Genomic DNA, 21,403 nt, shown 5'->3' with positions numbered 1-21,403 from the left:
TCCGCCGTCCAAGCGCCTTGCTCTCGCTGCCGAACCAATTGCCGCTCACCCTCCGTCCGCACCTTCGGCCATCCGCCGCCCGAATGACCCCAGCGCCCGCCCCGCCAATTGCTCTCCCAGCTCGATCATCTCTTGCGCGCGATGGAACTCGTGCGCCTGGCAGGCGTCGCGGGGAATGTTGATGATGACGTCCGGGGCGTAGGCGGCGAGCTTCACGGCGGCGACGGCATTCTGCATGGTCTCCAGCGAGCGGCTCATGAGCTCGAACATGTCGAGGTCATCATCGCCGTCACCGGTGGACTTGAAGCTGCGGCCGACCTCATCGAGAAAGGTGCGGATGCGCCCGCGGAGGTCGTTGCCTTGGACGCCGTCCGCGACGGGCGGCGCCTCGGCGGGCGCCGGCTCGGGCAGCTTCGGCGGGGCCTGTCGCGGCCAGGGCATGCCGGCCGCCGTGCCGTTGAGGTTGACAGCGATGGTCAGCTCGGTGAGGTCACGGAAAGTCGGCGTAATGGGCACGGGGTTCAGCAGACCTCCGTCCACGAGCCGAAGCCCGAGGTACCGGTGCGGCGTGAACACCGTCGGCACGGCGATGGACGCGCGGATGGCGTCGAACAGCGGCCCGCGGGCGAGCCAGACCTCGCGCTGGCGGTCGATGTCCGTCGCGACGGCGGTGAAGTCCACGGGCAGGTCCTCGATGAGGTGCTCGCCCACCAGCTCCCGCAGCGTATCCATGATGCGGTCGCCCTTGAGGAGTCCGCTCGACCGCCAGGCGATGTCCAGGAAGCGCAGCACATCGGTGCGCTGCAGCGCGCAGACCCAGTCGCGATAGGCCGGCAGCTCGCCGGCGGCGTAGATGCCGCCCACCAGCGCCCCCATGGAGCTGCCGGCGATGGACTGGATGCGAAAACCGTGGGCATCCAGCCATTGGATGATGCCGATATGCGCCAGGCCGCGAGCACCGCCGCTGCCGAGCACGAGGGAGATACTTGTTGCGCCTGCATGCGAGCCGGTCGCGGCGCCGGCAGCAGGGCCTGAAGTCGAGCGGAAATCGGACATGGGCGAGGGTTCCGTTGCTGTCGCTGGGCGGGTCAGCATAGCGATACGAAGTCGGGAGCTGGGCGCCAGGTGGGAGGCCAGGTGCGTCGCGCCCCCTAGCCCCTAGCCCCTCTCTCGGGAATGCCCGCGACGCAACGCTGTCCATCGGAGTCCGAACCCCGCACTTTCGAGCTCCGCCATGCTGCCCGATGTCCGTCCCGACCTCCGCCCCGATCGGCCCGGCGCCGACCGCCGGCGACTGCCGACCCTGTTGCGCGCCGCGCTCTGCATCACGGCGCTCACCGCCGCGGCAGCGCTGCTCTTGCCGTCCGCCGTGCCGCCACCGGCTGCGGCGGACAGCGCACCCTGGTACGAGACGCGCGCGCCGACCCCGGACGGCATCGGCAAGGTCTACATGGGCCGCGAGATCTCGCAGGTGATGGGTCACCTCGGCGCCCGTTGGCTGGAGCGCGTCAGCCGGCTGCGTGAAGAACTGCCGGAGCGCGTCGTCACGGCCATGGACCTAGCCCCGGATGCAGCGGTGGCCGACATCGGCGCCGGCACCGGCTACTTTGCGTTCCGCCTCGCCGAGCAGGTGCCGGAAGGTCGCGTGTATGCCGTGGACATCCAGCCGGAAATGCTCGCCATGATGCGCACGCGGCTGGCCGAGCGCGGCATCGGCAATGTGGAGCTGGTGCTCGGCACCGAGACAGACCCGAAGCTGCCCCCCGCCGGCATCGATGCGGCACTGATGGTGGACGCCTACCACGAGTTTGCCTATCCGCGGGAGATGATGGATGCCATCGTTGCGGCACTGCGCCCGGGCGGGCGGGTGTTCCTGGTGGAATACCGCGGCGAGGACCCGCGCGTGCCCATCAAGCCACTGCACAAGATGACCGAGGCGCAGGCGCGCCGGGAGATGGCCGCGGTGGGCCTTGAGCATGTGGAGACGCAGGGCTTCTTGCCCTCGCAGCACTTCATGGTGTTTCAGAAGCCAGGCTCGCCGGCGGACGACTGAAGTCGCGCTGTGGCCGCGCTAATCCCACCCCGGCAGCCGCCGCAGCGGCCCGAAGCGCGCGTCCAACTGCGACCAGGGGCGGATGATCCAGGACTGGAGCCTGGCCTCGCCGGTGGCGGCGAGCACGTCGCAGCCGTCGTTCGGCAGCAGCAGCGAGACCTCCGGCGGCGCCGCGAGCGCCGCCGGCACCAGCCCCGGCATCGGCGCCGCCGCCGGGCCGTCACCCTTGGCGCGTCGGCGCAGCAGCACCAGCGTGGCGAGCAGGCCGAGCAAGGCCGCCGTCGCCTGCAGCAGACCCTGCGCCGCCGTGCTCGGCAAGAGATAGTGCACCGCGCCGTCGCCGCTCAGGTTGGAGCGCTCGTAGCGGTTCGCGCCGGCCAGGGTCCAGCCCAGGCGCAGCGCCGAGGTGACGGCGAGCCACGCGGCGCCCGCCCGCCGAGCCACGCGGCGAGCAGCCCCACGCCGAAGTCGGGCACGCAGGCCATCGGGTGCAGCACCAAGAGCAGCGCACCCAGGAACCAGCCGCACACAGGTCCAGCGCGCGGCGCGTCCGGCGCCGTCAGCTCCGCCAGCGGTGCGCGCGTGCTCATGGAATGCCGATCAGCTTGTGCGTCTGCAGGCTCAGGCGCCAGCGCGGATGCGAATCCCTTGTCACGGTAAAGCGGCAGCTTGCTCAGCGCGTCGCTCGATACGACGACCTCGGTCATTAGATCGGGCACGGCCTTGTCCCTGTCGGTGCAGTAGGACTCATCCGGCTCGCCCGCGGCCACCCCGGGCTGCTTCAACGTGAAGCCGCGGCGGTAGCAACGGACCCGCTCGCGGCGCACCGTTACCCAAGCGGGATTCGAAGCCGCTGGAACAAGCGGCACTATCCGCCGCGCTGGTTCCAATGCGCTGTCTCTGGTCGACAAGCGGCGCAAATCGGCCTGACGCGGTCTCGGAGCTCATGGCTTGAGCCCCTGGGGACGTATAAGCTAAACCCTTATGACGCCCGATGGGTCAGCGGGGCGGCCGTTGGCCGTGGACCGGGCGAGCAAGGGACTAGGGCTATCACGATGCGCAACTTCGACTTCTCGATCCTGGCCGCGATCACGGACAACCTGCGGAACCGCTACGAAGACGGGTTCCCGGTGCTCAAGGAATTGATCCAGAACGCCGACGACGCCGGGGCGCGGCGACTGTTGTTTGGCTGGCATCCGGGGTTCGGCGCCGGCGCGGTGGACCATCCGTTGTTGGCCGGACCGGCGCTGTGGTTCCTGAACGACGGCACGATCAAACCCGGCGACCTGGCAAGCCTGTGCGCCTTCGGCATCAACAGCAAGGCCGCCGATGCCGCCACCATCGGCAAGTTCGGGCTCGGCATGAAGAGCGTCTTTCATCTGTGCGAGGCGTTCTTCTTCGTGGCTTGGGATGGCCAGGCGCAGCACCATGAGTGCCTGTCGCCCTGGAATCCGACGATTCATCCGGACTGGGAGCAGGAGACGGCCCGCGACTGGGCCGCACTTGCGGCGGAGGCGCAAGCGCACATCGGGGCGGCCGGCGCCGACGACGGCGCGCATTGGTTCCTGCTGTGGTTGCCACTGCGCCAGAAACGCCATCTGCGCAAGCTCGATGGCGACTTCACCGACCCAATCACCCAGCGTTTCCCCGGTGACCGCCCCGACCAGGAGCTCGCCTTCCTGCGCGAATCGGACCTGGCGTTGCACCTCGCCGAGATCATGCCCCTGCTGCACCATCTGACCAGGATCGAGGCGGTCAGCGCTGGTGCTGACCTGATTCCAACCTTTGCCGCGACCCACAGGCCACCAACGCTGAGCTACAGACCCGACTGAGCGAGTTGATCGATCTAGCTGCCGCCGGGGAGGAGGTGCGCATCACCCGGCAGGGGCGGCCCTTCCTGCGTTTTTGTGCCGAGACCCTTGTCTACGGGGAACCGCCGCGCGCCGTTCTCCAACAAACCGCGCTATGATCAAACGTCGCCAAAGTTGTGTGAATGCGCGAGGATCAGGCGGACAGATCAGGCGGAGAGCATGAAGAAAAGCGCCTACATCGAGACGTCGATTCCAAGCTACCTGACCGCGAAGCCCAGCCGCGATATCCGGGCCGCCGCCTGGCAGCAGATCACCGTTACGTGGTGGGACGAGGCACGCGCGGGGTTTGACCTTTTCACGTCCGAGTTGGTCATTGTGGAGGCGTCGGCCGGGAACCCGGACGCGGCCGCGCGGCGATTGGAGGCACTGCACGGGATTGCGAAGCTTGCCATCGACGAAGATGCCCAGGCGCTTGCCGGCGAGTTGCTCGCGGGCGGCGGCCTTCCCGCGTCCGCGGAGGCCGACGCGCTGCATATCGCAGTGGCGGCGGTGCACCGCATTGATTTCCTGCTGACCTGGAATTGCCGACACATCGACAACGCAACCCGGAAACCGATCATTCGCTCCATCTGCGCCAGCCTGGGCTATTCCTGTCCGGAAATCTGCACGCCGCTGGAGCTTTTCGCGGAGGGTGAGAACAATGTACCAGGATGACATCATCGCCGAGGTCTGGCGCAATCGCGATGCCTATGCCGCCCGGCACCACCACAGCCTGGCTGAGATGGTGGCCGATCTGCGTGCCAGACAGAACCAGACGGGTCGCAATCTGGTGGATCGCCGGGGCGAGAGGAAACCGTCCGGACCGGTTCGGTCCTCCAAGGACGACGCCCAATAGACACAAGTGCGCGCGCCCGATCAAGACGAAAACTCGTTGTGAGCTTTCACCTCCGCCGCATCCAATCTTACGGCGAGGGTAGTCGACGGCGGCGGTCGCCAAACGAACGGTATCGATTTGCCAGGCCTGATCGGCGCAGCCCATCAATGACCGGCGCCTCGGCCAAGAGATGTCCATTTCGGACCAGGTACGCGCCTGTCCACGAGTCTCAGGCGGCAATCAAACAAGATGTTCGTAGAAAACCAACAAGTCCAGCACCCCGGCTTCGGTACCGGCACCGTGCTGCTCGATCAGGGCTCGACGGTGGTCGTGCGCTTCGGGGATCGGTTGGAGGCCTGTTTCGCCAGTGACCTCACCCGTCGGCTCACGGTCGGCGAGGCGCTGGCGGCCGGGCAGTGGTCGCCGTCGCTGCCGGTGCGGCTCAAGGCCCAGGCGGCGGCGATCCGCTCGCTGAACGATGCCTGGGGTGTGTTCTCGCGCTCGCGCATCGACCTGCTGCCGCATCAGCTTTGGGTCTGCCATCGGGCGCTGCAACAGCCCTGGCCGATCCGGCTCTTGATCGCCGATGACGTGGGTCTCGGCAAGACCGTGGAGGCCGGGCTGATCCTGTGGCCGCTGATCGCGAGCAAGAAGGTCCAGCGTCTGTTGATCTTGACCCCGGCGGCGCTGGTGCGGCAATGGCAGGCGCGGCTGAAGGCGCTGTTCGATATTCGTCTCTCGATCTACGAGCCGCGGATCGACACGCCAAAATCCGACTACTGGGCCATTCACAACCAGGTCATCGCCTCCTTGCCGACCCTGCGCAGTGACCGAGCCGCGCGGCATGCGCGCATCTTGGAGGCCGAGCCTTGGGTCCGGCGTGCTTGCGAGGGGCTCGGGCCGCACCTCGATGCTCGGCGCAGCCTAGACGTTCGGCCGAACGTTTACGAGCTCGCTCGCGGCGTGACGCCGCGCGTTGGCCCGCGCTAATCCCACCCCGGCAGCCGCCGCAGCGGCCCGAAGCGCGCGTCCAACTGCGACCAGGGGCGGATGATCCAGGACTGGAGCCTGGCCTCGCCGGTGGCGGCGAGCACGTCGCAGCCGTCGTTCGGCAGCAGCAGCGAGACCTCCGGTGCCGCGGGAGCCCGCGGCCGAAACGCAAGCGCGTTCACGCCCACGGGCCACTCGTCGAGGATGCGCATCCAGCGCCATTGCAGCGACGGCGGCGCCTGGTCGGTGCGGACGATACAGGGGCTCTCGGCCTCCGCGACGATGCGGCCCAGCTCATTGGTGGCCAGCCACCAGGCGGCGGACTTGGCGGTGAGCAGGATCAGCACCACCGCCGCCGGCGCGGCGAGCCACAGCGCCGGCAGCCGCGCCGACAAGCCCGCCCCGCCCGCCGAGGCGGCCCGCGCCGACAGCACCCGCGCGCCAAGCGCCGCCAGCGTCATCAGCCCAAGCCCGAGCACGAAGCTCAGCGCCGCCTTCAGCTTGATGCCGTGTCCGAGCAGGATCTCGCCGCCCACCCACAGCGCCAGCGCCACCAGCGCCGCCGCGAGCGCCGCCGGCATCAGCCCCAGCATCGGCGCCACCGTGCGGTCGCCAACCTCCGCGCGCCGCCGCAGCAAAACGAGCGTCGCGATCACCGCGAGCAGCGTTGCAGCCGCCAGCAGCAAGCCCTGCGCCGCTGTGCTCGGCAGGAGATAGTGCACCGCGCCGTCGCCGCTCAGGTTGGAGCGCTCGTAGCGGTTCGCGCCCGTCAGCGTCCAGCCGAAGCGCAGCGCGGACGTGACGACGAGCCACGCCGAGAGCTCCAGCCAGGCCCAGCGCAGCGCCGGCGCACGCTCCGTCCGAGCTTGCATCGAGGCCCAGCGCGGCGCCCGCCAGCCGAGCCAGGCGGCGAGCAGCGCCAAGCCGAAGCCGGGCACGAAGGCCATCGGGTGCAGCACCAAAAGGAGCGCACCCAGGAACCAGCCGTAGAGGCGCACCGACCGCGCGAGGGGCCACAGCGCGGCGGCCAGCACGAAGGGCCAGGCCAGATGCGCCGCCGTCAGCAGCTCCGACACGGACGAGAAATTGATCTGGTGCACCGCGAGCCACAGCAGCGGGAACAGCAAGAGCACCGGCGCCACGCGGCGCACGATAAGCCAGCAAGCCGCAAGCGACAGGACCGGCAGCGCCACGTAGCCGAGCGAGAAGGCGTGGCGCAGCAGCAACGGGTCATCGCTGAGGCGCGCGGCGACGATGCCCGGCAGTTGCGGCAGCAGCGCGCCGACACGCAGGTTCGGCACGACGAACTGCTCGTCGCCCGCGATCTTGAGCCAGTAGTAAGCGCCGTCGCCGTAGAGCGGCAGCCCGACCAGCGCCGCCACCCCGTAGCCGACGGCGATGGCCATCACCCACAGGTCCAGCACGCGGCGCGCGTCCGGCGCCGCCAGCTCCGCCAGCGGTGCGCGCGTGCTCATGGAATGCCGATCAGCTTGTGCGTCTGCAAGCTCAGCCGCCAGCGCGGATGGGCGCGACAGTAGGCCACGGCCGACTCGGTGTGCGCGGCGCGTTCGGGGCCGTCCATCGGTTGCAAAAAGAAGTGCCGAAAGTCCAGCCCCGCGAAGTGCTCCGGCGGTGCCTGCGGCTGCGGATAGACGAGCTTGAGCTCGTCGCCGGCGCGCTGCACCAGCGGCGCGTCGGCCTTCGGGCTGACGCAGATCCAGTCCACGCCCGCCGGCACCGGCAGCGTGCCGTTGGTCTCCACCGCGATCTCAAAGCGCTCCGCGTGCAGCGCGTCGATGAGCGCGGCATCGAGCTGCAGCAGCGGCTCACCGCCGGTGCAGACCACATAGCGGCGCTCGCGCGCCTGCGCAGCGCCGGCCGTGACGGCGTCCCAGCAGGCGGCGACATGGCCCGCGAGCCGCGCGGCCGTCCCGAAGCGCCCGCCGCCCGGGCCGTCGGTGCCGCGAAAGTCCGTGTCGCAGAAGTCGCAGACGGCCTCGGCACGGTCCTGCTCGCGCCCGGACCACAGGTTGCAGCCGGCGAAGCGCAGGAACACCGCGGCGCGGCCCGTGCGTGCGCCCTCACCCTGGAGGGTGAGGAAGCACTCTTTGACTTGGTACGGCATCGGTTCGGCGGCGCTCTCGGTGCCCTCAAGCGGGCAACGCCGGCCCCAGCTCGCCCCAGCACAGCACGGCGCCGCAGCCCGGCGTCTGCTGCACGTCGACGCGCTCCAACCACGGCAGGTCGGCCGCCGCCCGCGCGCGCATCCAGCGCGCGAGCCCGGCCGGGTCGGCGCCCGGGGGGCCGGCGAGCTGATCCAAGCGGTGATGATCGAGCCGCTCGTAGACGGGCTTGAACAGCGCCTTCACGTCGCCGTAGTCCACGGTCCAGCCGAGCACCGCATCCAGCGGCGCGCTCAGGTGCAGTCGCAACAGATAGCTGTGCCCGTGCAGCCGGCGACGCCGGTCGCCCGCCGGTGCCTGCTCCAGGCAGAGCGCGGATTCAAAGCGCAGCTCCTTCCAGATGCGATAGTGCGTGCCGTCGAAGTGGCAGCCCGCGGTGGCCGTCTCGTACACCGACACCCAGGACAGCGCCGGCACCGCGGGCTTGAGCCGCGCCCAGAGCCAGTGGCACAACAGCTCGCTGGTGGGGTTGTCGAGGCCGGGGATGTCGTTCAGGCAGGCGTGGTCCAGCTCCGCATGCAGCGGCGCCCACCAGGCGGCGATGTGGTCGAAGTCCACCCCCATGTCCGCGCCGCCCGCGTCCGCGCCCAGGTCCTGATCCAGGTGCAGCAACACCTCGAAGCCGTGCCCGTGCATGCGCCCGCAGGGGTGGCCCGGCGGCACCTGCGGCAGCCGGTGCGCGGCCTCGAAGCGGAAGCGGTGCCAGAGGTGCGCATGCCCGTCCGGCGCCAGGTCCGCACCGGTGTCCGCGGTGCTGCGAATGCCCACGCTGGCGATGCCCGGTACGCCGGCCTCGTGCAATCGCCGGTGCACGAAGCGGGCGAGGTTCTCGTCCGTCGGCGTCGGCAGCAGCCGGTTCAGGTCCGCGTAGTCGAGCGGTGCCACGGCCTCCGCCAGCGCCGCGCACAGCGCATCCGTCTCGCCGCCGACGAAGCCACCGCCGTCCGCCGCCCAGCCCGCCGGCAGCGCCGCCCGCACCCGCGCCCGGTAGCTGTGCCCGTGCAGGCGCGCGGCACGGTGCTCGGCCGGCAGCACCGGCACGCGCAGCGCGGCCTCAAAGGGGGCGGCGGCGATGTGGAAGAGCTGGTCGGCCATTTGGGGGGAAGGTGTTAGGGGCTAGGGGCTAGGGGCTAGGAGTGCTTGGCCTCGGACCGCCGAGCCGTGCTCATCGAAATCGCTATCGAAATCGCTATCGAAATCGAAATCGAACCAAGCGGCAACCGATCCCGATCCCGACCAAGGGCCAAGAATGTCTCCCTCGGCCCTCGGCCCTCGGCCCTCGGCCCTTATCGACTGGAGTGTTGACCTCCAGGTCAACACGGCGACAGCGCGCGACTGCGGAGCCGACCGGGAGGTCGGCTCTCCGGCCCGGCCCGGCTCCAGCCCGGCTCCGGGCGGGCAAGTGGTTCGCTGCCAAGTCTTCGCCACTCGCGCGCCTCACCGACCCGGGGCGCAAAGCGCCCTTAGACGCGCGACACCGCCGGAGCGGTGTCGCGAGCGGAATTTGTCGGACCGGGGAGGCCTGCTCCTTGGCCCTCGGCCCTCGGCCCCCAGCCCTCGGCCCTCGGCCCTCGGCCCTCGGCCCTTATCGACTGGAGTGTTGACCTCCAGGTCAACACGGCGACAGCGCGCGACTGCGGAGCCGACCGGGAGGTCGGCTCTCCGGCCCGGCCCGGCTCCAGCCCGGCTCCGAGCGGGCAAGTGGTTCGCTGCCAAGTCTTCGCCACTCGCGCGCCTCACCGACCCGGGGCGCAAAGCGCCCTTAGACGCGCGACACCGCCGGAGCGGTGTCGCGAGCGGAATTTGTCGGACCGGGGAGGCCTGCTCCTCGGCCCTCGGCCCTCGGCCCTCGGCCCCCAGCCGCAGCATCCAAAACATGACGCCACTCCGCACACTTTGCCCCATCAAGCCATCAAGCCGCATCCATCAGCTCGCGCAGCAGCCGGAACAGCTTGCGCGGCGCATCCGGGCGGTCCCGCGCCGCGTCGCGCTGGGCGGCGCGCACGAGGGTGCGAAGCTCCTGCCGATCCGCGCTCGGGTAGGCATCCAGAAACTCCGTCAGCGCGCCGTCGCCCTCTTCGATGAGCCGCGCGCGCCAGCGTTCCACCAGGTGATGCCGCGCCGCCGCCTGGCGCGCGTTCTCTTCCCGCGCACCGAGCAGTGCCTGCAACGGCTCCGTGTTCTCCCGCGCGAGGCAGTTCGCGACCCGCTTGATGTGGCGGCGCATCGCCCGGCGGTCCTTGATGCGGGCCGTCTCGTCGATGGCCACCCAGGTGTCGGGGCTCAAGTCGAGCCGCATCAGCTCCGCGCGCGGCAGGCCGAGCATCTCCTCGGCGAGATCCTGCAACGCAAACCGCTCGCGCTTGCGGGCGCTCTTGCTCGGTTCGGCGGGGACATCGTCAAAGTCGTCGGCACGGTCGCCGTCGTCCTGCCCGTCCGGCCAGTCTTTGTCTAAGTCATCGTCATGCATGCAGGGATTGTCGCCGATTCCGGCGCTCGCGACGATGCGCTTTGCGCGCCGCGGCTGGAGCCCGGCACGGCGCGTCGGCTATGCTCGCGCCCGGCGAGCGGCCGCCGGGCCAGCGCGCACACCCGCCACCACAGAACGCCGCGGACCGCGGCCCACGCACCAGAGGCCCCCATGGCGCACCGCATCTTCACCGCCGCCGCACTGCTCGCCACCCTAGCCGGCTGCAGCGGCACCCTAATCGCCCCGGAAAGCCCTGGCAGCAACGACTTTCTCAACCAAGTCGCCTCCGCCTGCGGCAAGTACAGCATCGGCAAGCAGCCCATCAACTACCTGCTGGACGTGAGCAACGACGACGTCACCTTCCTCGACGAAACCGCCAAGCTCAGCGCCGGCACCCTCACCCCCGCCGCCTACCGCGACGCCATCAACAGCTTCTACCCCAGCGGCAACAACGACGCGGCCATCGACTGCGTGATCGCGCAGCTCGACTAAGCGCCGCGAGAGCGCCGTTCACACCGCACCCACCCGCGGCCTGTTCACGCCGGGGGTTCCCGCGCTTCATAGCGACATCGCCTGGAGCAAGGGAAACACAAGATTAATTCGGCGTTTCCCCCGTTTCAGGATGACCAATCAATCGGTGTCGCCTATAAGGGCCGCGCCCTCGCAGGCTTCGCCGAGCTGAAGGAGATCGGCGCCGAGCACCAGCGAGGTTGAGCCTCGCCAAAGGTAGAGTGAGCCCTGTTGCGCAAACCGCTCCAATATGCGCGTGGAAAGAGTCCCCAACGCAGCCGAACGCCACCGTGACGACCCCGAGCCGAACCAAAGCGAACGCACCCGCGCCGTTGCGCGTCATCCCCATCATGCTCGCGGGCTCCACGCTCTGGGGCCTGTACTGGCTGCCGTTGCGGTGGCTGGAGCAGGCCGGGCTGGGCGGGCTGTGGGCGCTGGCGGTGATCTACGTCGGCGCGACGGCGACGCTCGGGGTGCTGGCGCGGCGGCACTGGCGCGACGCGCTGGCGGCGCGCGGGCGGCTCGCGGGCATTGCGCTGTCGGCGGCGGTGTCGGGCATCGCCTTCGGCTTGGGGATGATCCACGGCGAGGTGGCGCGGGTGCTGATCCTGTTCTACCTGTCGCCGGTGTGGGCGGTGCTGCTCGGGCGGGTCCTGCTCGGGGAGCGCATCTTGCGCGTGACGGTGCCGGCGCTGGTGCTGGCGCTATGCGGCGCGGTGCTGATGCTGTTTGCAGATGCCTGGCGTGCCGGCGACGGGCGCGGGCTAGACGCCCTGCTGCCGGCGGACCTGCTGGGCTTGGTCGCCGGGCTGGCCTTTGCGCTCACCAACGTGCAACTGCGCGCGGGTCGCGGACTGCCGGAGCCGCTGCGCAACCTGGCGACGGCGGTGCTGGCGGCGCCGTTGGCGGCTGCCGCCGCGCTGGCGCTGGGCTCGCCGCTGTCCGCGTCACCGACCGCGCTGGGCGTGGCGCTGCTCGTGGGCCTTGTGTGGATGAGCGGCATGATCTCCGCGACCCAATACGGCATCGCCCGGCTGCCGTTGCAGCGCTCGTCGGTGCTGCTGTTGTTCGAGCTGATCGTCGGCGCCGTCTCGGCGGCGCTGCTGGCGGGCGAGGCGCTCGGCCCACTGGAGCTCGCAGGCGGCGCCTGCATTGTGCTCGCGGGGCTGGCGGTCGTGTGGGGGCGAGGCCGCAACGCTTAGCGCCGGCTCCGGCTGCTGCCGCGCTGAGGGAAGGGCGCCGTCATGGCCAGGGGCAGGCAGGATGCCGGCGGCCCCCGCAGTGTCAGAGCCCCATCTTCTCGAAGAAGCTTTTCACGCCGTCGAGCCAGCCGGTGGCGTTGGGGTTGTGGTGCTTGCCGCCGGAGGTCAGGGAATCGTCCAGCTCGCGCAGCAGCTCCTTCTGACGCTCGGTGAGGTTGACCGGGGTCTCGACGACGACGCGGCAAATGAGGTCGCCGACGGGACCGCCGCGCACCGGCTTCACGCCCTTGCCGCGCATGCGGAACATCTTGCCGGTCTGGGTGCCGGGCGGCACCTTGAGCACGACCTTGCCGGTGAGCGTCGGGACCTGGAGCTCGCCGCCTAGGGCCGCGGTGCCGAAGCTGATGGGCACCTCGCAGAAGAGGTGGCTCTCCTCGCGCGTGAAAATCGGGTGGTCCTGCACCACGACCTGGACATAGAGGTCGCCGGCGGGGCCGCCGTGCTCGCCGTGCTCGCCTTCGCCGGCGAGGCGAATCCGATCGCCGGTGTCCACACCCGGCGGCACCTTGACGGCGAGGGTCTTTTCTTCGCGCAGCCGGCCGACGCCGCGGCAGTGGCGGCAGGGCTCCTCGATGACGGTGCCCTTGCCGCGGCACGCGGGGCAGGCCTGCTGGATCGAGAAAAAGCCTTGCTGCATGCGCACCTGACCGTGGCCGTGGCAGGTGGGGCACTCCTTGGGCTTGGTGCCGGGCTTGGCACCGCTGCCGCCGCAGTGGTGGCATTCGACGGTGGTGGGGATCTTGATGCTGACTTCTTTGCCGGCGACGGCCTCCTCCAACGTCAGCGACAGCTCGTAGCGCAGGTCCGTGCCGCGGTGCGTGCGCCGGCCGCCGGCACGGCCGCCGAAGATGTCGCCGAACACGTCGCCGAAGATGTCTGAGAAGGCGCCGTTGCCAAAGTCGCCGGCGCCACCGAAGCCGCCCTGCCCGCTGACGCCGGCATGGCCGAACTGGTCGTAGGCGGAGCGCTTGCGGGGGTCACTCAGCACGTCGTGCGCTTCCTTGGCCTCCTTGAACTTGGCCAGTGCGTCGACATCGTCCGGGTTGCGGTCGGGATGGAACTTCATCGCCAACCGGCGAAAGGCCTTCTTGATGTCCTGCTCGCTGGCGTTGCGGCTCAGGCCCAGGACTTCGTAGTAATCACGTTGCGACATCGTTTCGGGTCAGCAGCCGGCGGCTGATGGGGCAAGCCGGGAGAAAATCGGTCAGGTCGCGCCGCCGGACGACGGCGCGCGCCTGGGAGTGTGGGCTCGGCGGGCAGCGGTTGCAGCCGCCCGGCCGGCGCCGTCGGTCACTTCTTGTCGTCCTTGACCTCTTCGAACTCGGCATCCACCACATCGTCCGCGGTGCCGCCGGAGCTGCTTGCGCCACTGTCGGCGCCGCCGCCGGCACCTGCCCCGGCGCCGGCACCGGCACCGGCCTGCGCGTAGAGGCGCTCGGCCATCTTCGCGGAGGCGTCACCCAAGGACTTGGTCAGGGACTCGATGCGGCCCTTGTCCTCGGTCTTCATGGCGTCTTCCAACTCCTTGATGGCGGTCTCGATGCGGTCGCGCTCGCCGGGCTCCAGCTTGTCGTCGCCGAGCTGCTCCAGCGACTTGCGGGTCGCGTGGATCATGGTGTCCGCCTGGTTGCGGGCGCCCACCAGCTCGTGGAACTTGCGGTCGTCCTCGGCATGCGCCTCGGCGTCCTTGACCATGCGGTCGATCTCATCGTCCGACAGGCCGGAGCTGGCCTTGATGACGATGGACTGCTCCTTGCCGGTGGCCTTGTCCTTGGCGGACACGTTCAGGATGCCGTTGGCGTCGATGTCGAACTTGACCTCGATCTGCGGCACGCCGCGCGGTGCCAGCGGGATGTCCGCCAGATCGAAGCGCCCCAGGGACTTGTTATCCACGGCGCGCTCACGCTCGCCTTGCAGCACGTGCACGGTCACCGCGGTCTGGTTGTCGTCGGCGGTGGAGAACACCTGCTGGGCGCTGGTCGGGATGGTGGTGTTCTTGTCGATGAGCTTGGTCATGATGCCGCCCAGGGTCTCGATACCGAGCGACAATGGGGTCACGTCCAGCAGCAGCACGTCCTTGACGCCACCGCCGAGCACGCCGCCCTGGATAGCGGCACCGACGGCGACCGCCTCATCCGGGTTCACGTCCTTGCGCGGCGCCTTGCCGAAGAACTCCTCGACCTTCTCCTGTACCTTGGGCATGCGCGTCTGGCCGCCAACGAGGATGACCTCGTTGATCTCGCCGGCGCCGAGGCCGGCGTCCTTGAGCGCGGTGCGGCAGGGGCCGATGGTGCGGTCGATCAGGTCCTCCACCAGCGACTCCAGCTTGGCCCGGGTCAGCTTGACGTTGAGGTGCTTCGGCCCGTTCTGGTCGGCCGTAATGTAGGGCAGGTTGATGTCGGTCTGCTGGCTGGCGGACAGCTCGATCTTGGCCTTCTCGGCGGCCTCCTTCAGGCGCTGCAGTGCGAGCGGGTCGTTGCGCAGATCGAAGCCCTGCTCCTTTTTGAACACCTCGACCAGGTGGTCGATGATGCGCATGTCGAAGTCCTCGCCACCGAGGAAGGTGTCGCCGTTGGTGGACAGCACCTCGAACTGGTGCTCGCCCTCGATCTCCGCGATCTCGATGATGGAGATGTCGAAGGTGCCGCCGCCGAGGTCATACACGGCGATCTTCTGATCCCCGCGCCGCTTGTCCATGCCGTAGGCGAGCGCCGCCGCGGTGGGCTCGTTGATGATGCGCTTGACCTCCAGGCCGGCGATGCGACCGGCGTCCTTGGTCGCCTGGCGCTGGGAGTCGTTGAAGTAGGCCGGCACGGTGATGACGGCCTCGGTGACGGGCTCGCCCAGGTAGTCCTCGGCGGTCTTGCGCATCTTCTGCAGCACCTTCGCCGACACCTCCGGCGGGGCCATCTTCTTGCCGTTGACGTCGACCCAGGCGTCGCCGTTGTCGGCCCTGACGATCTTGTACGGGACCATCTCCTTGTCCTTGGAGACCACGTGGTCCTCGAAGCGACGCCCGATCAGGCGCTTGATGGCGAACAGCGTGTTGCTCGGGTTGGTGACCGCCTGGCGCTTGGCGGACTGGCCCACCAGCACCTCGCCGTCGCCGCTGAAGGCGACGATGCTGGGCGTGGTGCGATCACCCTCGGCGTTCTCGATCACCTTCGGCTTGTCGCCCTCCATGACGGCGACGCAGGAGTTGGTGGTGCCGAGGTCGATGCCGATGATCTTTCCCATGGTGTTTCTCCGGTCTGAAATCGTTGTCAATCTGCTCTTGGCCCCGCCCCGCGGCGACCATCGGCGCTGCGGCCGAAACTGCCGGGGAGGTTGGGCAAAACCTTGGAATTCTCAAGACTACTGCGCAGCTTAGCGCCGCGGACGTGACCGCCCTGTCAGGTCCGGATCGCAGCGGCCCCGCACGCGCCCGGTCGGGCCGGGCGCAGCACCGGGGCGAGACGCTTGCCGAGGCGTGGTCATGCCTGCGCCGACACCATCACCAGGGCCGGGCGCACCAGCCTGCCGTTCAGCACGTAGCCGCTCTGGATCACGGTGGTGACCGTGTTCGGCGGCAGGTCGGCCCGCGGCTGCATGGACATGGCCTGGTGGTAGTCGGGGTTGAACGGCTCGCCCTCCGGGTCTATGCGCTCGACGCCGAACTTGGTCATCACGTCGCCGAGGAGCTTGAGCGTCAGCGCGGTGCCCTCGCGCAGCTTGACGACATCGGCGTCCGGCGCCGCGGCGGCGGCATGGCCGAGCTCCAGGCTGTCGCGCACCTGCAAAAGCTCTTTGACGAAGCCCTCCAGCGCGTATTTGTGGGCATTTTCCAGCTCCTTCGCCTGCCGGCGGCTCATGTTCTCCATCTCGGCCCGGGTGCGCAGCAACTGGTCGTGGGCCTGGTCGGCGCGGGCGCGGGCGTCCTCGAGCAGCAGCGTCAGCGCCGCCGGGTCCGGATCGGGCTCCGCCGCCGCGGCGGCTTCGCCCGTCTCCATGCCAGGCTCCGGCTCGGCGCGCTCGGCTTGCTCGGCGGGCTGCGCGGCCGCGGCGTCGGGCTCGTTGTGGTGTTGGCGATCTGGCTCCGAATTCATGTCTCGACTCTCCAAATGCTGATTGGGCCGTGCCTCAGACCGACAAGGGCAAGCAGCCGTCTTGCCTGACTCGCGTGTGCGGCGAGCGCCCGGAACTCGGCCTTCGGTCATGACGCATGGTGCGGCAACGGGTCAGGGCTGACGCAATGCCGCGGCCAATAACTTGGCGGTCACATCGACGATCGGGATGACCCGCTGGTAATCCATGCGCGTCGGCCCGATGACGCCGAGTACGCCCAGGATCCGATCCTCGACGCGGTAGGTGGTGGTCACCAGGCTGCAATCGTCGAGCAGCTCGAAACCGGACTCCTGGCCGATGAAGATCTGCACCCCGTCCGCCTCAATGCAACGGTCGAGCAGATCCAGGATCTGGCGCTTTTCGGTGAAGGCCTGAAACAGCGGCTTCAAGCGCTCCATGTTCGCGAGCTCGGCGAACTCCAGCAGGTTGGTCTGGCCCGCGATCATGACGTCGTCACGGGGCTCGGCGGCCGCCACCAGGCTCTGCGCCATCGCCATGGCGCGCATCATCAGCTCGTCCATGCGCCGGTGGGTCTGCTTCAGGTCCTCCAGCAGGCGCTTGCGGACCTCGCGCATGTCGAGGCCTGAGAACAGCTCCGTCAGGTAGTTCGACGCCTGCTGGAGCTGCGACGGCGAGTACTCGTGCTCCGTGTGGATGATGCGGTTGTGGACCTCGCCGTCGGCCGTGACCAGGATGGTCAACACCCGCGTGCCGGAGAGCTTCAGGAATTCGATCTGGTGGAACATCTCGCGCTCGTGCCGGGGCACCATGACAACGCCGGCCAGGTGCGTGACGCCGGACAAGAGCCTTGATGCCGACTCGATGAGCGCCTTGGACTCCGCCCCGGGCGCGAAGCCGGAGCGCATCTCCGTCAGCAACGCATCATCCATCGGCGAGACGGTGAGCAGGGTGTCGACGAAGAGCCGGTAGCCGGACACGGTCGGCACCCGCCCGGCGGAGGTGTGCGGCGAGGACACCAGCCCAAGATCCTCCAGGTCCGACATCACGTTGCGGACGGTCGCCGGGCTCAGGTCCAGACCTGCATCGCGGGCGAGGGTGCGCGAGCCCACCGGCTGACCGTCGCGGATATGCCGCTCGATGAGCGCTTTCAGAAAATGCAGCGCGCGCTCGCTGATCTGCCCGCCGCTGGACAGCGAGATCTGCGGATCGCCGGAGCGCGGAGGGCTGCTGGGCATGGGACTGTAATTGTCCGTGTACGTCGGGTTGGCAAGACTTGTTCGCGAAGGCTCGGGCGCGCGGCTGGGGCGCCGGCGCCGGCCCGGTGTTAGCACTCTGATAGCCCGAGTGCTAAGGGCCGCCAATCTAGGGCTCGGCACCCCGGGTGTCAACTGTTGGGTAGGAAGTGCGAAGTACGGGGGAAGTGCGAAGTACGGGGGAAGTGCGAAGTGCGAAGTGCGCAGTGCACAGTGCGGGGTGCGGGATTGGTGCGGTCGCGGTTGTTGGCGCGGTTGCGGGCGCGTGCTACCGTCGGCACGCGCCGTCGGGGCTTCAGTGCCCGGTCGCGGCGCCGCTTCGGCACAGGCCCCGCTGGGACATGCACCGTTTTCAACGCGCCGGCATCATCGGCAAGCAGCACGCGGACCCGCAGGTCGGGGCGACCATCGCTCGCCTCGCGGCGCATCTGCGCGCGCGCGATGTCGCGCTGCACCTGGAGCCCATCGCCGCCGGCGCGCTGCTGCACGCGGACACTGACGGCGGCACCGACCCGGCCGCCGCCGCGCCCCTGGCCATCGACGAGCTGGGTCGCACCTGCGATCTGATCATCGTGGTGGGCGGCGACGGCACGCTGCTGCACGCCGCGCGCGAGCTGGCCGACGCCGGCGTGCCGCTGCTCGGCATCAACTTGGGCCGGCTCGGCTTCCTGGTGGACATCTCGCCGGACCAGTTGGAGCAGCACCTGGATGCGATCCTCGCCGGCGAATACCATGTGGACGATCGCGCGTTGCTCGATGTGAGCACCGACGGCGTCGCCGGCCGCGCCGTGAACGACATCGTGGTGCACAAATGGAACAGCGTGCGGATGATCGAGCTGGAGACCTGGATCGACGGCCAGTTCGTCAACGCCCAGCGCTCCGACGGCGTCATCGTCTCCACGCCGACGGGCTCGACGGCCTATGCGCTGTCCGGCGGCGGGCCGCTGGTGCACCCGGCGCTGGACGCGCTGCTCATCGTGCCCATTTGCCCGCATACGCTGAGCAACCGCCCGCTGGTGGTGGGCGGCGACAGCATCATTGAGCTGCGCATCCGCGACTTCGAGCACGAGCAGGTGCGCCTCACCTGCGACGGGCAGATCAACCTGCCGCTGGCCGAGGGGCGCGCGATCGTCATTCGCCGCAGCCAGCACCGGCTCAAGCTGCTGCACCCGCACGGCCACGACCATTACAGCATCCTGCGCGCGAAGCTCGGCTGGGGCGGCCCGGGGCGCGGCGATGGCGCCTGCTGAACCGCACAGCCGAGTGGTAACCGCATGCTGACGCACATCGCCATCCGGGACTTGGTCATCGTGAGCGCGCTGGAGCTGGACCTCACCGCCGGCATGACCGCGCTCACCGGCGAGACCGGCGCCGGCAAGTCCATCCTCATCGATGCGCTGGGCCTCGCGCTCGGCGAAAAGGCTGACGCCGGCATGATCCGCAGCGGCTGCGAGCGCGCGGAGGTGACGGCGGGCTTCGATCTCGCGCGCTGCCCGGCGGCGCGGGCCTGGCTCGCCGAGCAGGCCCTCGACGACGGCGAGGACTGCATCATCCGGCGCGTGCTGGTGCGCGAGGGCCGCGCGCGCGCCTTCATCAACGGCAGCGCCGCGAGCAGCGCGCAGTTGAAGGCGCTCGGCGACCTGCTCGTGGACATCCACGGTCAGCACGCGCATCAGTCGCTGCTGCGCCCGGCGGCGCAGCGCGCGCTGCTCGATGCCTACGGCGGCCAGCTCGCCGAGGCCGCCGCGGTGGCCGACCTGCACCGGCGCTGGCGCGAGCTGGACACCCGCTGGCGCACGCTGACCGCCGCTCGCGACCAGCGCGCCGAGCGCATGGATCTCCTGCGCTTTCAGGTGCAGGAGCTGACCGACCTCAACCTTGCCGACGGCGAGCTGGACGCACTCGACGCCGAGCAGCGCCGGCTTGCGAACCTAGGCGAGCTCCAGGGCACCGCCGCGGCGCTGGTGGAGCTGCTCTACGACGGCGACGGCGCGCTGCGCGACCAGCTCGGGCACGCCGGCTCCGAGCTGGCCGGGCTCGCCGCCATCGACCCCAAGCTCGCCGACACGGCCGAGCTCATCGACGCCGCCGCGGTGCAGGTGGCCGAGGCCGCGAGCAACCTGCGCCAGTACCTCGACGACCTGGACATGGACCCCGGCCGGCTCGCCGAGGTCGAGGCGAGACTCACGCGCATCCACGACCTCGCGCGCAAATACCGCATCCTGCCGGCGCAGCTCGCCGACACCCTCGCCGAGCGCCAAACGGAGCTCGACACCTTGGCGCAGGACGACCAGGCCCTGGGCACGCTGGAAGCGGACCGTGCCGCCGCGCAGCGGGCGCTGCTCGCGGCGGCCACCGCGCTGAGCGCGGCCCGCCGCGCCGCCGCCGCGCGCCTGGGCGAGGCGGTGACGGGCTTCATGCAGGAGCTGGGCATGGGCGGCGGGCAGTTCGCCGTCGCCGTCGAGACGGGCGACGACGCCGGCGTCGGCGCGCACGGCCTGGACAGCATCGCCTTCCAGGTGAGCGCGAACCCGGGCCAGCCGCTGCAGCCGCTCGCGAAGGTCGCCTCCGGCGGCGAGCTGTCGCGCATCAGCCTCGCGATCCAGGTCGCCACGGCGGAGCTGGGCAGCATCCCGACCCTGGTGTTCGACGAGGTGGACGTGGGCATCGGCGGCGGCGTCGCCGAGATCGTCGGCCGCCTGCTGCGCCGCCTGGGCGACGCCCGCCAGGCGCTCTGCGTGACCCACCTGCCGCAGGTGGCCGCGCAGGCGCATAGGCAGCTCAAGGTGCACAAGCGCGCCGTCGACGGCCAGACCTACACCGAGATCGCACCGCTGGCGGACGCCGCGCGCATCGACGAGATCGCGCGTATGCTCGGCGGCACCGAGATCACCGCCACGACCCGCGCCCATGCGGCAGAGATGCTGCGCGGGGCGGGGTAAGAGCAGCCACACGAGAGCAGCCACACGAGAGCAGCCACACGAGAGCAACCACACGAGAGCAACCACACGAGAGCAACCACAATACTCGGAGAATCACAGAACATGAACGATTCGCGCAGCATCATCGCCGCCTTCGTGCTCGGCGCCTTCCTCTGCGTCGGCCTCATCGGCTTGGGCTACTGGGCGACGCAGGGGGCGCTGAGGGTCAAGGGCATGGAGCGCAGCGTCACCGTCAAGGGCCTCGCGGAGCGCGAGGCGCCGGCGGACATCGCCATCTGGCCCATCACGTTCACGGACGTCGACAACGACGTCGCGAATCTCTACGCCACCGTGGAGCGCAACAACGCTCGGATCATGGACTTTCTGGCCAAGCAGGGCTTCGCGGCGGAGGCGATCAGCACCTCGCCGCCCGCCATCCTGGACCGCCAGGCGCAGGGCTACAGCAGCAACGACTCGCCGTTCCGCTACACGGCGACGTCCACGATTACCGTCTACACCAACGACGTGGAGCGCGTACGCGAGGCCTCGACACAGCTCGCGGAATTGGGCAAGCAGGGCATTACCCTCGGCGGCTCCGGCATGGGCGCCACGGCGCAGTTCCTGTTCACGGGCCTGAACGACCTGAAGCCCGAGATGATCGAGGCCGCGACGCAGAACGCCCGCGAGGTCGCGACCAAGTTCGCGGCGGACTCCGACAGCAAGCTCGGCAAGATCCGGCGCGCGAGCCAGGGACTATTCAGCATCGAAGACCGCGACAGCAACACCCCTTACATCAAGAAGGTCCGGGTGGTGTCGACGGTGGAATATTACCTCTCGGACTAGAGAGGCAAACGCCTCAGACCGACGAGCCCTGCCCATCGCTATCGAAATCGCTATCGAAATCGAACCGAGCGCCAACCGATCCCGATCCCGATTTCGATCCCGACGCGCCTGGCCGGTCCGACGCCCGTCGAAACTTGACGCATCTGCAAGCCTTTGGCGTCGTCAAGC

General features: G+C 69.5%; 20 protein-coding genes. 10 read left to right on the top strand and 10 right to left on the bottom strand.

Going from position 1 to position 21,403, the window contains the following annotated elements; translation table 11 throughout:
• Positions 1-45 precede the first annotated feature (45 nt).
• Positions 46-1,056, bottom strand: coding sequence for a patatin-like phospholipase family protein (locus tag ML01_RS10240; protein ID WP_082674141.1), 1,011 nt, complete (start codon positions 1,054-1,056; stop codon positions 46-48).
• Between the two features lie 178 nt (positions 1,057-1,234).
• On the opposite strand from ML01_RS10240, the gene ML01_RS10235 reads away from it, so the two are divergent.
• A complete protein-coding gene (locus ML01_RS10235; RefSeq protein ID WP_082674140.1) occupies positions 1,235-2,053 on the top strand; it encodes a class I SAM-dependent methyltransferase in 819 nt (272 codons plus the stop codon).
• An 18-nt stretch (positions 2,054-2,071) separates the two neighbouring features.
• Here ML01_RS10235 and ML01_RS10230 read toward each other — a convergent pair whose 3' ends face one another.
• Positions 2,072-2,497 (bottom strand): hypothetical protein, encoded by a 426-nt coding sequence (locus ML01_RS10230; protein WP_058555306.1) that lies wholly within the window; start codon positions 2,495-2,497, stop codon positions 2,072-2,074.
• Between the two features lie 611 nt (positions 2,498-3,108).
• On the opposite strand from ML01_RS10230, the gene ML01_RS10225 reads away from it, so the two are divergent.
• The 4 genes from ML01_RS10225 (at position 3,109) to ML01_RS10210 (ending at position 5,728) form a co-directional block, all read left to right on the top strand.
• The gene (locus ML01_RS10225) at positions 3,109-3,885 is read left to right on the top strand and encodes a sacsin N-terminal ATP-binding-like domain-containing protein (RefSeq protein WP_058555305.1); all 777 of its coding nucleotides are present in this window, start codon (positions 3,109-3,111) and stop codon (positions 3,883-3,885) included.
• 198 nt (positions 3,886-4,083) lie between these two features.
• The gene (locus ML01_RS10220; RefSeq protein ID WP_058555304.1) at positions 4,084-4,578 is read left to right on the top strand and encodes a type II toxin-antitoxin system VapC family toxin; all 495 of its coding nucleotides are present in this window, start codon (positions 4,084-4,086) and stop codon (positions 4,576-4,578) included.
• Entirely contained in the window at positions 4,565-4,759 is a 195-nt protein-coding gene (locus ML01_RS10215) for a hypothetical protein (RefSeq protein ID WP_058555303.1), read from the top strand. The genes ML01_RS10220 and ML01_RS10215 overlap by 14 nt, the downstream gene beginning before the upstream one ends.
• Positions 4,760-4,987: 228 nt before the next feature.
• Positions 4,988-5,728 (top strand): SNF2-related protein, encoded by a 741-nt coding sequence (locus tag ML01_RS10210; RefSeq protein ID WP_058555302.1) that lies wholly within the window; start codon positions 4,988-4,990, stop codon positions 5,726-5,728.
• Here ML01_RS10210 and ML01_RS10205 read toward each other — a convergent pair.
• The 4 genes from ML01_RS10205 to yjgA all read right to left on the bottom strand — a co-directional run bounded on the left by ML01_RS10205 (position 5,725) and on the right by yjgA (position 10,381).
• Positions 5,725-7,203, bottom strand: a complete 1,479-nt coding sequence (locus tag ML01_RS10205; RefSeq protein WP_058555301.1) for a hypothetical protein — start codon at positions 7,201-7,203, stop codon at positions 5,725-5,727. The two genes, ML01_RS10210 and ML01_RS10205, sit on opposite strands and share 4 nt — an antisense overlap.
• Positions 7,200-7,853, bottom strand: a complete 654-nt coding sequence (queE, locus tag ML01_RS10200; protein WP_058555300.1) for a 7-carboxy-7-deazaguanine synthase — start codon at positions 7,851-7,853, stop codon at positions 7,200-7,202. Before queE ends, ML01_RS10205 begins: the two co-directional genes overlap by 4 nt.
• A gap of 25 nt (positions 7,854-7,878) precedes the next feature.
• On the bottom strand, positions 7,879-9,006 hold the full coding sequence (locus ML01_RS10195) for a 6-carboxytetrahydropterin synthase (RefSeq protein WP_058555299.1): 1,128 nt from the start codon (positions 9,004-9,006) through the stop codon (positions 7,879-7,881).
• Between the two features lie 817 nt (positions 9,007-9,823).
• The gene (gene yjgA / locus ML01_RS10190) at positions 9,824-10,381 is read right to left on the bottom strand and encodes a ribosome biogenesis factor YjgA (protein ID WP_058555298.1); all 558 of its coding nucleotides are present in this window, start codon (positions 10,379-10,381) and stop codon (positions 9,824-9,826) included.
• A gap of 171 nt (positions 10,382-10,552) precedes the next feature.
• On the opposite strand from yjgA, the gene ML01_RS10185 reads away from it, so the two are divergent.
• Positions 10,553-10,873 (top strand): hypothetical protein, encoded by a 321-nt coding sequence (locus ML01_RS10185; RefSeq protein ID WP_058555297.1) that lies wholly within the window; start codon positions 10,553-10,555, stop codon positions 10,871-10,873.
• A 350-nt stretch (positions 10,874-11,223) separates the two neighbouring features.
• Positions 11,224-12,093: a DMT family transporter gene (locus ML01_RS10180; protein WP_058555296.1), complete on the top strand. Its 870-nt coding sequence runs from the start codon at positions 11,224-11,226 to the stop codon at positions 12,091-12,093.
• Positions 12,094-12,175: 82 nt separating this feature from the next.
• Here ML01_RS10180 and dnaJ read toward each other — a convergent pair whose 3' ends face one another.
• The 4 genes from dnaJ to hrcA form a co-directional block, all read right to left on the bottom strand.
• Complete coding sequence (gene dnaJ / locus ML01_RS10175; RefSeq protein ID WP_058555295.1) at positions 12,176-13,306, bottom strand: molecular chaperone DnaJ; 1,131 nt, start codon at positions 13,304-13,306, stop codon at positions 12,176-12,178.
• 137 nt (positions 13,307-13,443) lie between these two features.
• Positions 13,444-15,390: a molecular chaperone DnaK gene (dnaK, locus tag ML01_RS10170; protein ID WP_058555294.1), complete on the bottom strand. Its 1,947-nt coding sequence runs from the start codon at positions 15,388-15,390 to the stop codon at positions 13,444-13,446.
• Positions 15,391-15,626: 236 nt separating this feature from the next.
• Positions 15,627-16,238, bottom strand: a complete 612-nt coding sequence (grpE, locus tag ML01_RS10165; RefSeq protein ID WP_058555293.1) for a nucleotide exchange factor GrpE — start codon at positions 16,236-16,238, stop codon at positions 15,627-15,629.
• A gap of 132 nt (positions 16,239-16,370) precedes the next feature.
• Entirely contained in the window at positions 16,371-17,453 is a 1,083-nt protein-coding gene (gene hrcA, locus ML01_RS10160) for a heat-inducible transcriptional repressor HrcA (RefSeq protein WP_058555292.1), read from the bottom strand.
• A gap of 359 nt (positions 17,454-17,812) precedes the next feature.
• Here hrcA and ML01_RS10155 point away from each other — a divergent pair, with 359 nt between their 5' ends.
• From ML01_RS10155 to ML01_RS10145, 3 genes are all read left to right on the top strand, one after another.
• Positions 17,813-18,721: an NAD(+) kinase gene (locus tag ML01_RS10155; RefSeq protein WP_058555291.1), complete on the top strand. Its 909-nt coding sequence runs from the start codon at positions 17,813-17,815 to the stop codon at positions 18,719-18,721.
• A 24-nt stretch (positions 18,722-18,745) separates the two neighbouring features.
• Positions 18,746-20,413: a DNA repair protein RecN gene (recN, locus tag ML01_RS10150; protein ID WP_058555290.1), complete on the top strand. Its 1,668-nt coding sequence runs from the start codon at positions 18,746-18,748 to the stop codon at positions 20,411-20,413.
• A gap of 102 nt (positions 20,414-20,515) precedes the next feature.
• A complete protein-coding gene (locus ML01_RS10145; protein ID WP_058555289.1) occupies positions 20,516-21,235 on the top strand; it encodes an SIMPL domain-containing protein in 720 nt (239 codons plus the stop codon).
• Positions 21,236-21,403: the final 168 nt, after the last annotated feature.

It is taken from the genome of Thiohalocapsa sp. ML1 (assembly GCF_001469165.1).
In the GTDB taxonomy this organism is placed as follows: Bacteria; Pseudomonadota; Gammaproteobacteria; order Chromatiales; family Chromatiaceae; genus Thiohalocapsa.
This window is presented reverse-complemented; position numbering and strand designations above follow the sequence as displayed.

Bases quoted from the DNA above. Each gene is read 5' to 3' on its own strand.
- ML01_RS10240 (WP_082674141.1), bottom strand. From the start codon at position 1,056: ATGTCCGATTTCCGCTCGACTTCAGGCCCTGCTGCCGGCGCCGCGACC.
- ML01_RS10235 (WP_082674140.1), top strand. From the start codon at position 1,235: ATGCTGCCCGATGTCCGTCCCGACCTCCGCCCCGATCGGCCCGGCGCC.
- ML01_RS10225 (WP_058555305.1), top strand. From the start codon at position 3,109: ATGCGCAACTTCGACTTCTCGATCCTGGCCGCGATCACGGACAACCTG.
- ML01_RS10220 (WP_058555304.1), top strand. From the start codon at position 4,084: ATGAAGAAAAGCGCCTACATCGAGACGTCGATTCCAAGCTACCTGACC.
- ML01_RS10215 (WP_058555303.1), top strand. From the start codon at position 4,565: ATGTACCAGGATGACATCATCGCCGAGGTCTGGCGCAATCGCGATGCC.
- ML01_RS10210 (WP_058555302.1), top strand. From the start codon at position 4,988: ATGTTCGTAGAAAACCAACAAGTCCAGCACCCCGGCTTCGGTACCGGC.
- ML01_RS10205 (WP_058555301.1), bottom strand. From the start codon at position 7,203: ATGAGCACGCGCGCACCGCTGGCGGAGCTGGCGGCGCCGGACGCGCGC.
- queE (WP_058555300.1), bottom strand. From the start codon at position 7,853: ATGCCGTACCAAGTCAAAGAGTGCTTCCTCACCCTCCAGGGTGAGGGC.
- ML01_RS10195 (WP_058555299.1), bottom strand. From the start codon at position 9,006: ATGGCCGACCAGCTCTTCCACATCGCCGCCGCCCCCTTTGAGGCCGCG.
- yjgA (WP_058555298.1), bottom strand. From the start codon at position 10,381: ATGCATGACGATGACTTAGACAAAGACTGGCCGGACGGGCAGGACGAC.
- ML01_RS10185 (WP_058555297.1), top strand. From the start codon at position 10,553: ATGGCGCACCGCATCTTCACCGCCGCCGCACTGCTCGCCACCCTAGCC.
- dnaJ (WP_058555295.1), bottom strand. From the start codon at position 13,306: ATGTCGCAACGTGATTACTACGAAGTCCTGGGCCTGAGCCGCAACGCC.
- dnaK (WP_058555294.1), bottom strand. From the start codon at position 15,390: ATGGGAAAGATCATCGGCATCGACCTCGGCACCACCAACTCCTGCGTC.
- grpE (WP_058555293.1), bottom strand. From the start codon at position 16,238: ATGAATTCGGAGCCAGATCGCCAACACCACAACGAGCCCGACGCCGCG.
- hrcA (WP_058555292.1), bottom strand. From the start codon at position 17,453: ATGCCCAGCAGCCCTCCGCGCTCCGGCGATCCGCAGATCTCGCTGTCC.
- ML01_RS10155 (WP_058555291.1), top strand. From the start codon at position 17,813: ATGCACCGTTTTCAACGCGCCGGCATCATCGGCAAGCAGCACGCGGAC.
- recN (WP_058555290.1), top strand. From the start codon at position 18,746: ATGCTGACGCACATCGCCATCCGGGACTTGGTCATCGTGAGCGCGCTG.
- ML01_RS10145 (WP_058555289.1), top strand. From the start codon at position 20,516: ATGAACGATTCGCGCAGCATCATCGCCGCCTTCGTGCTCGGCGCCTTC.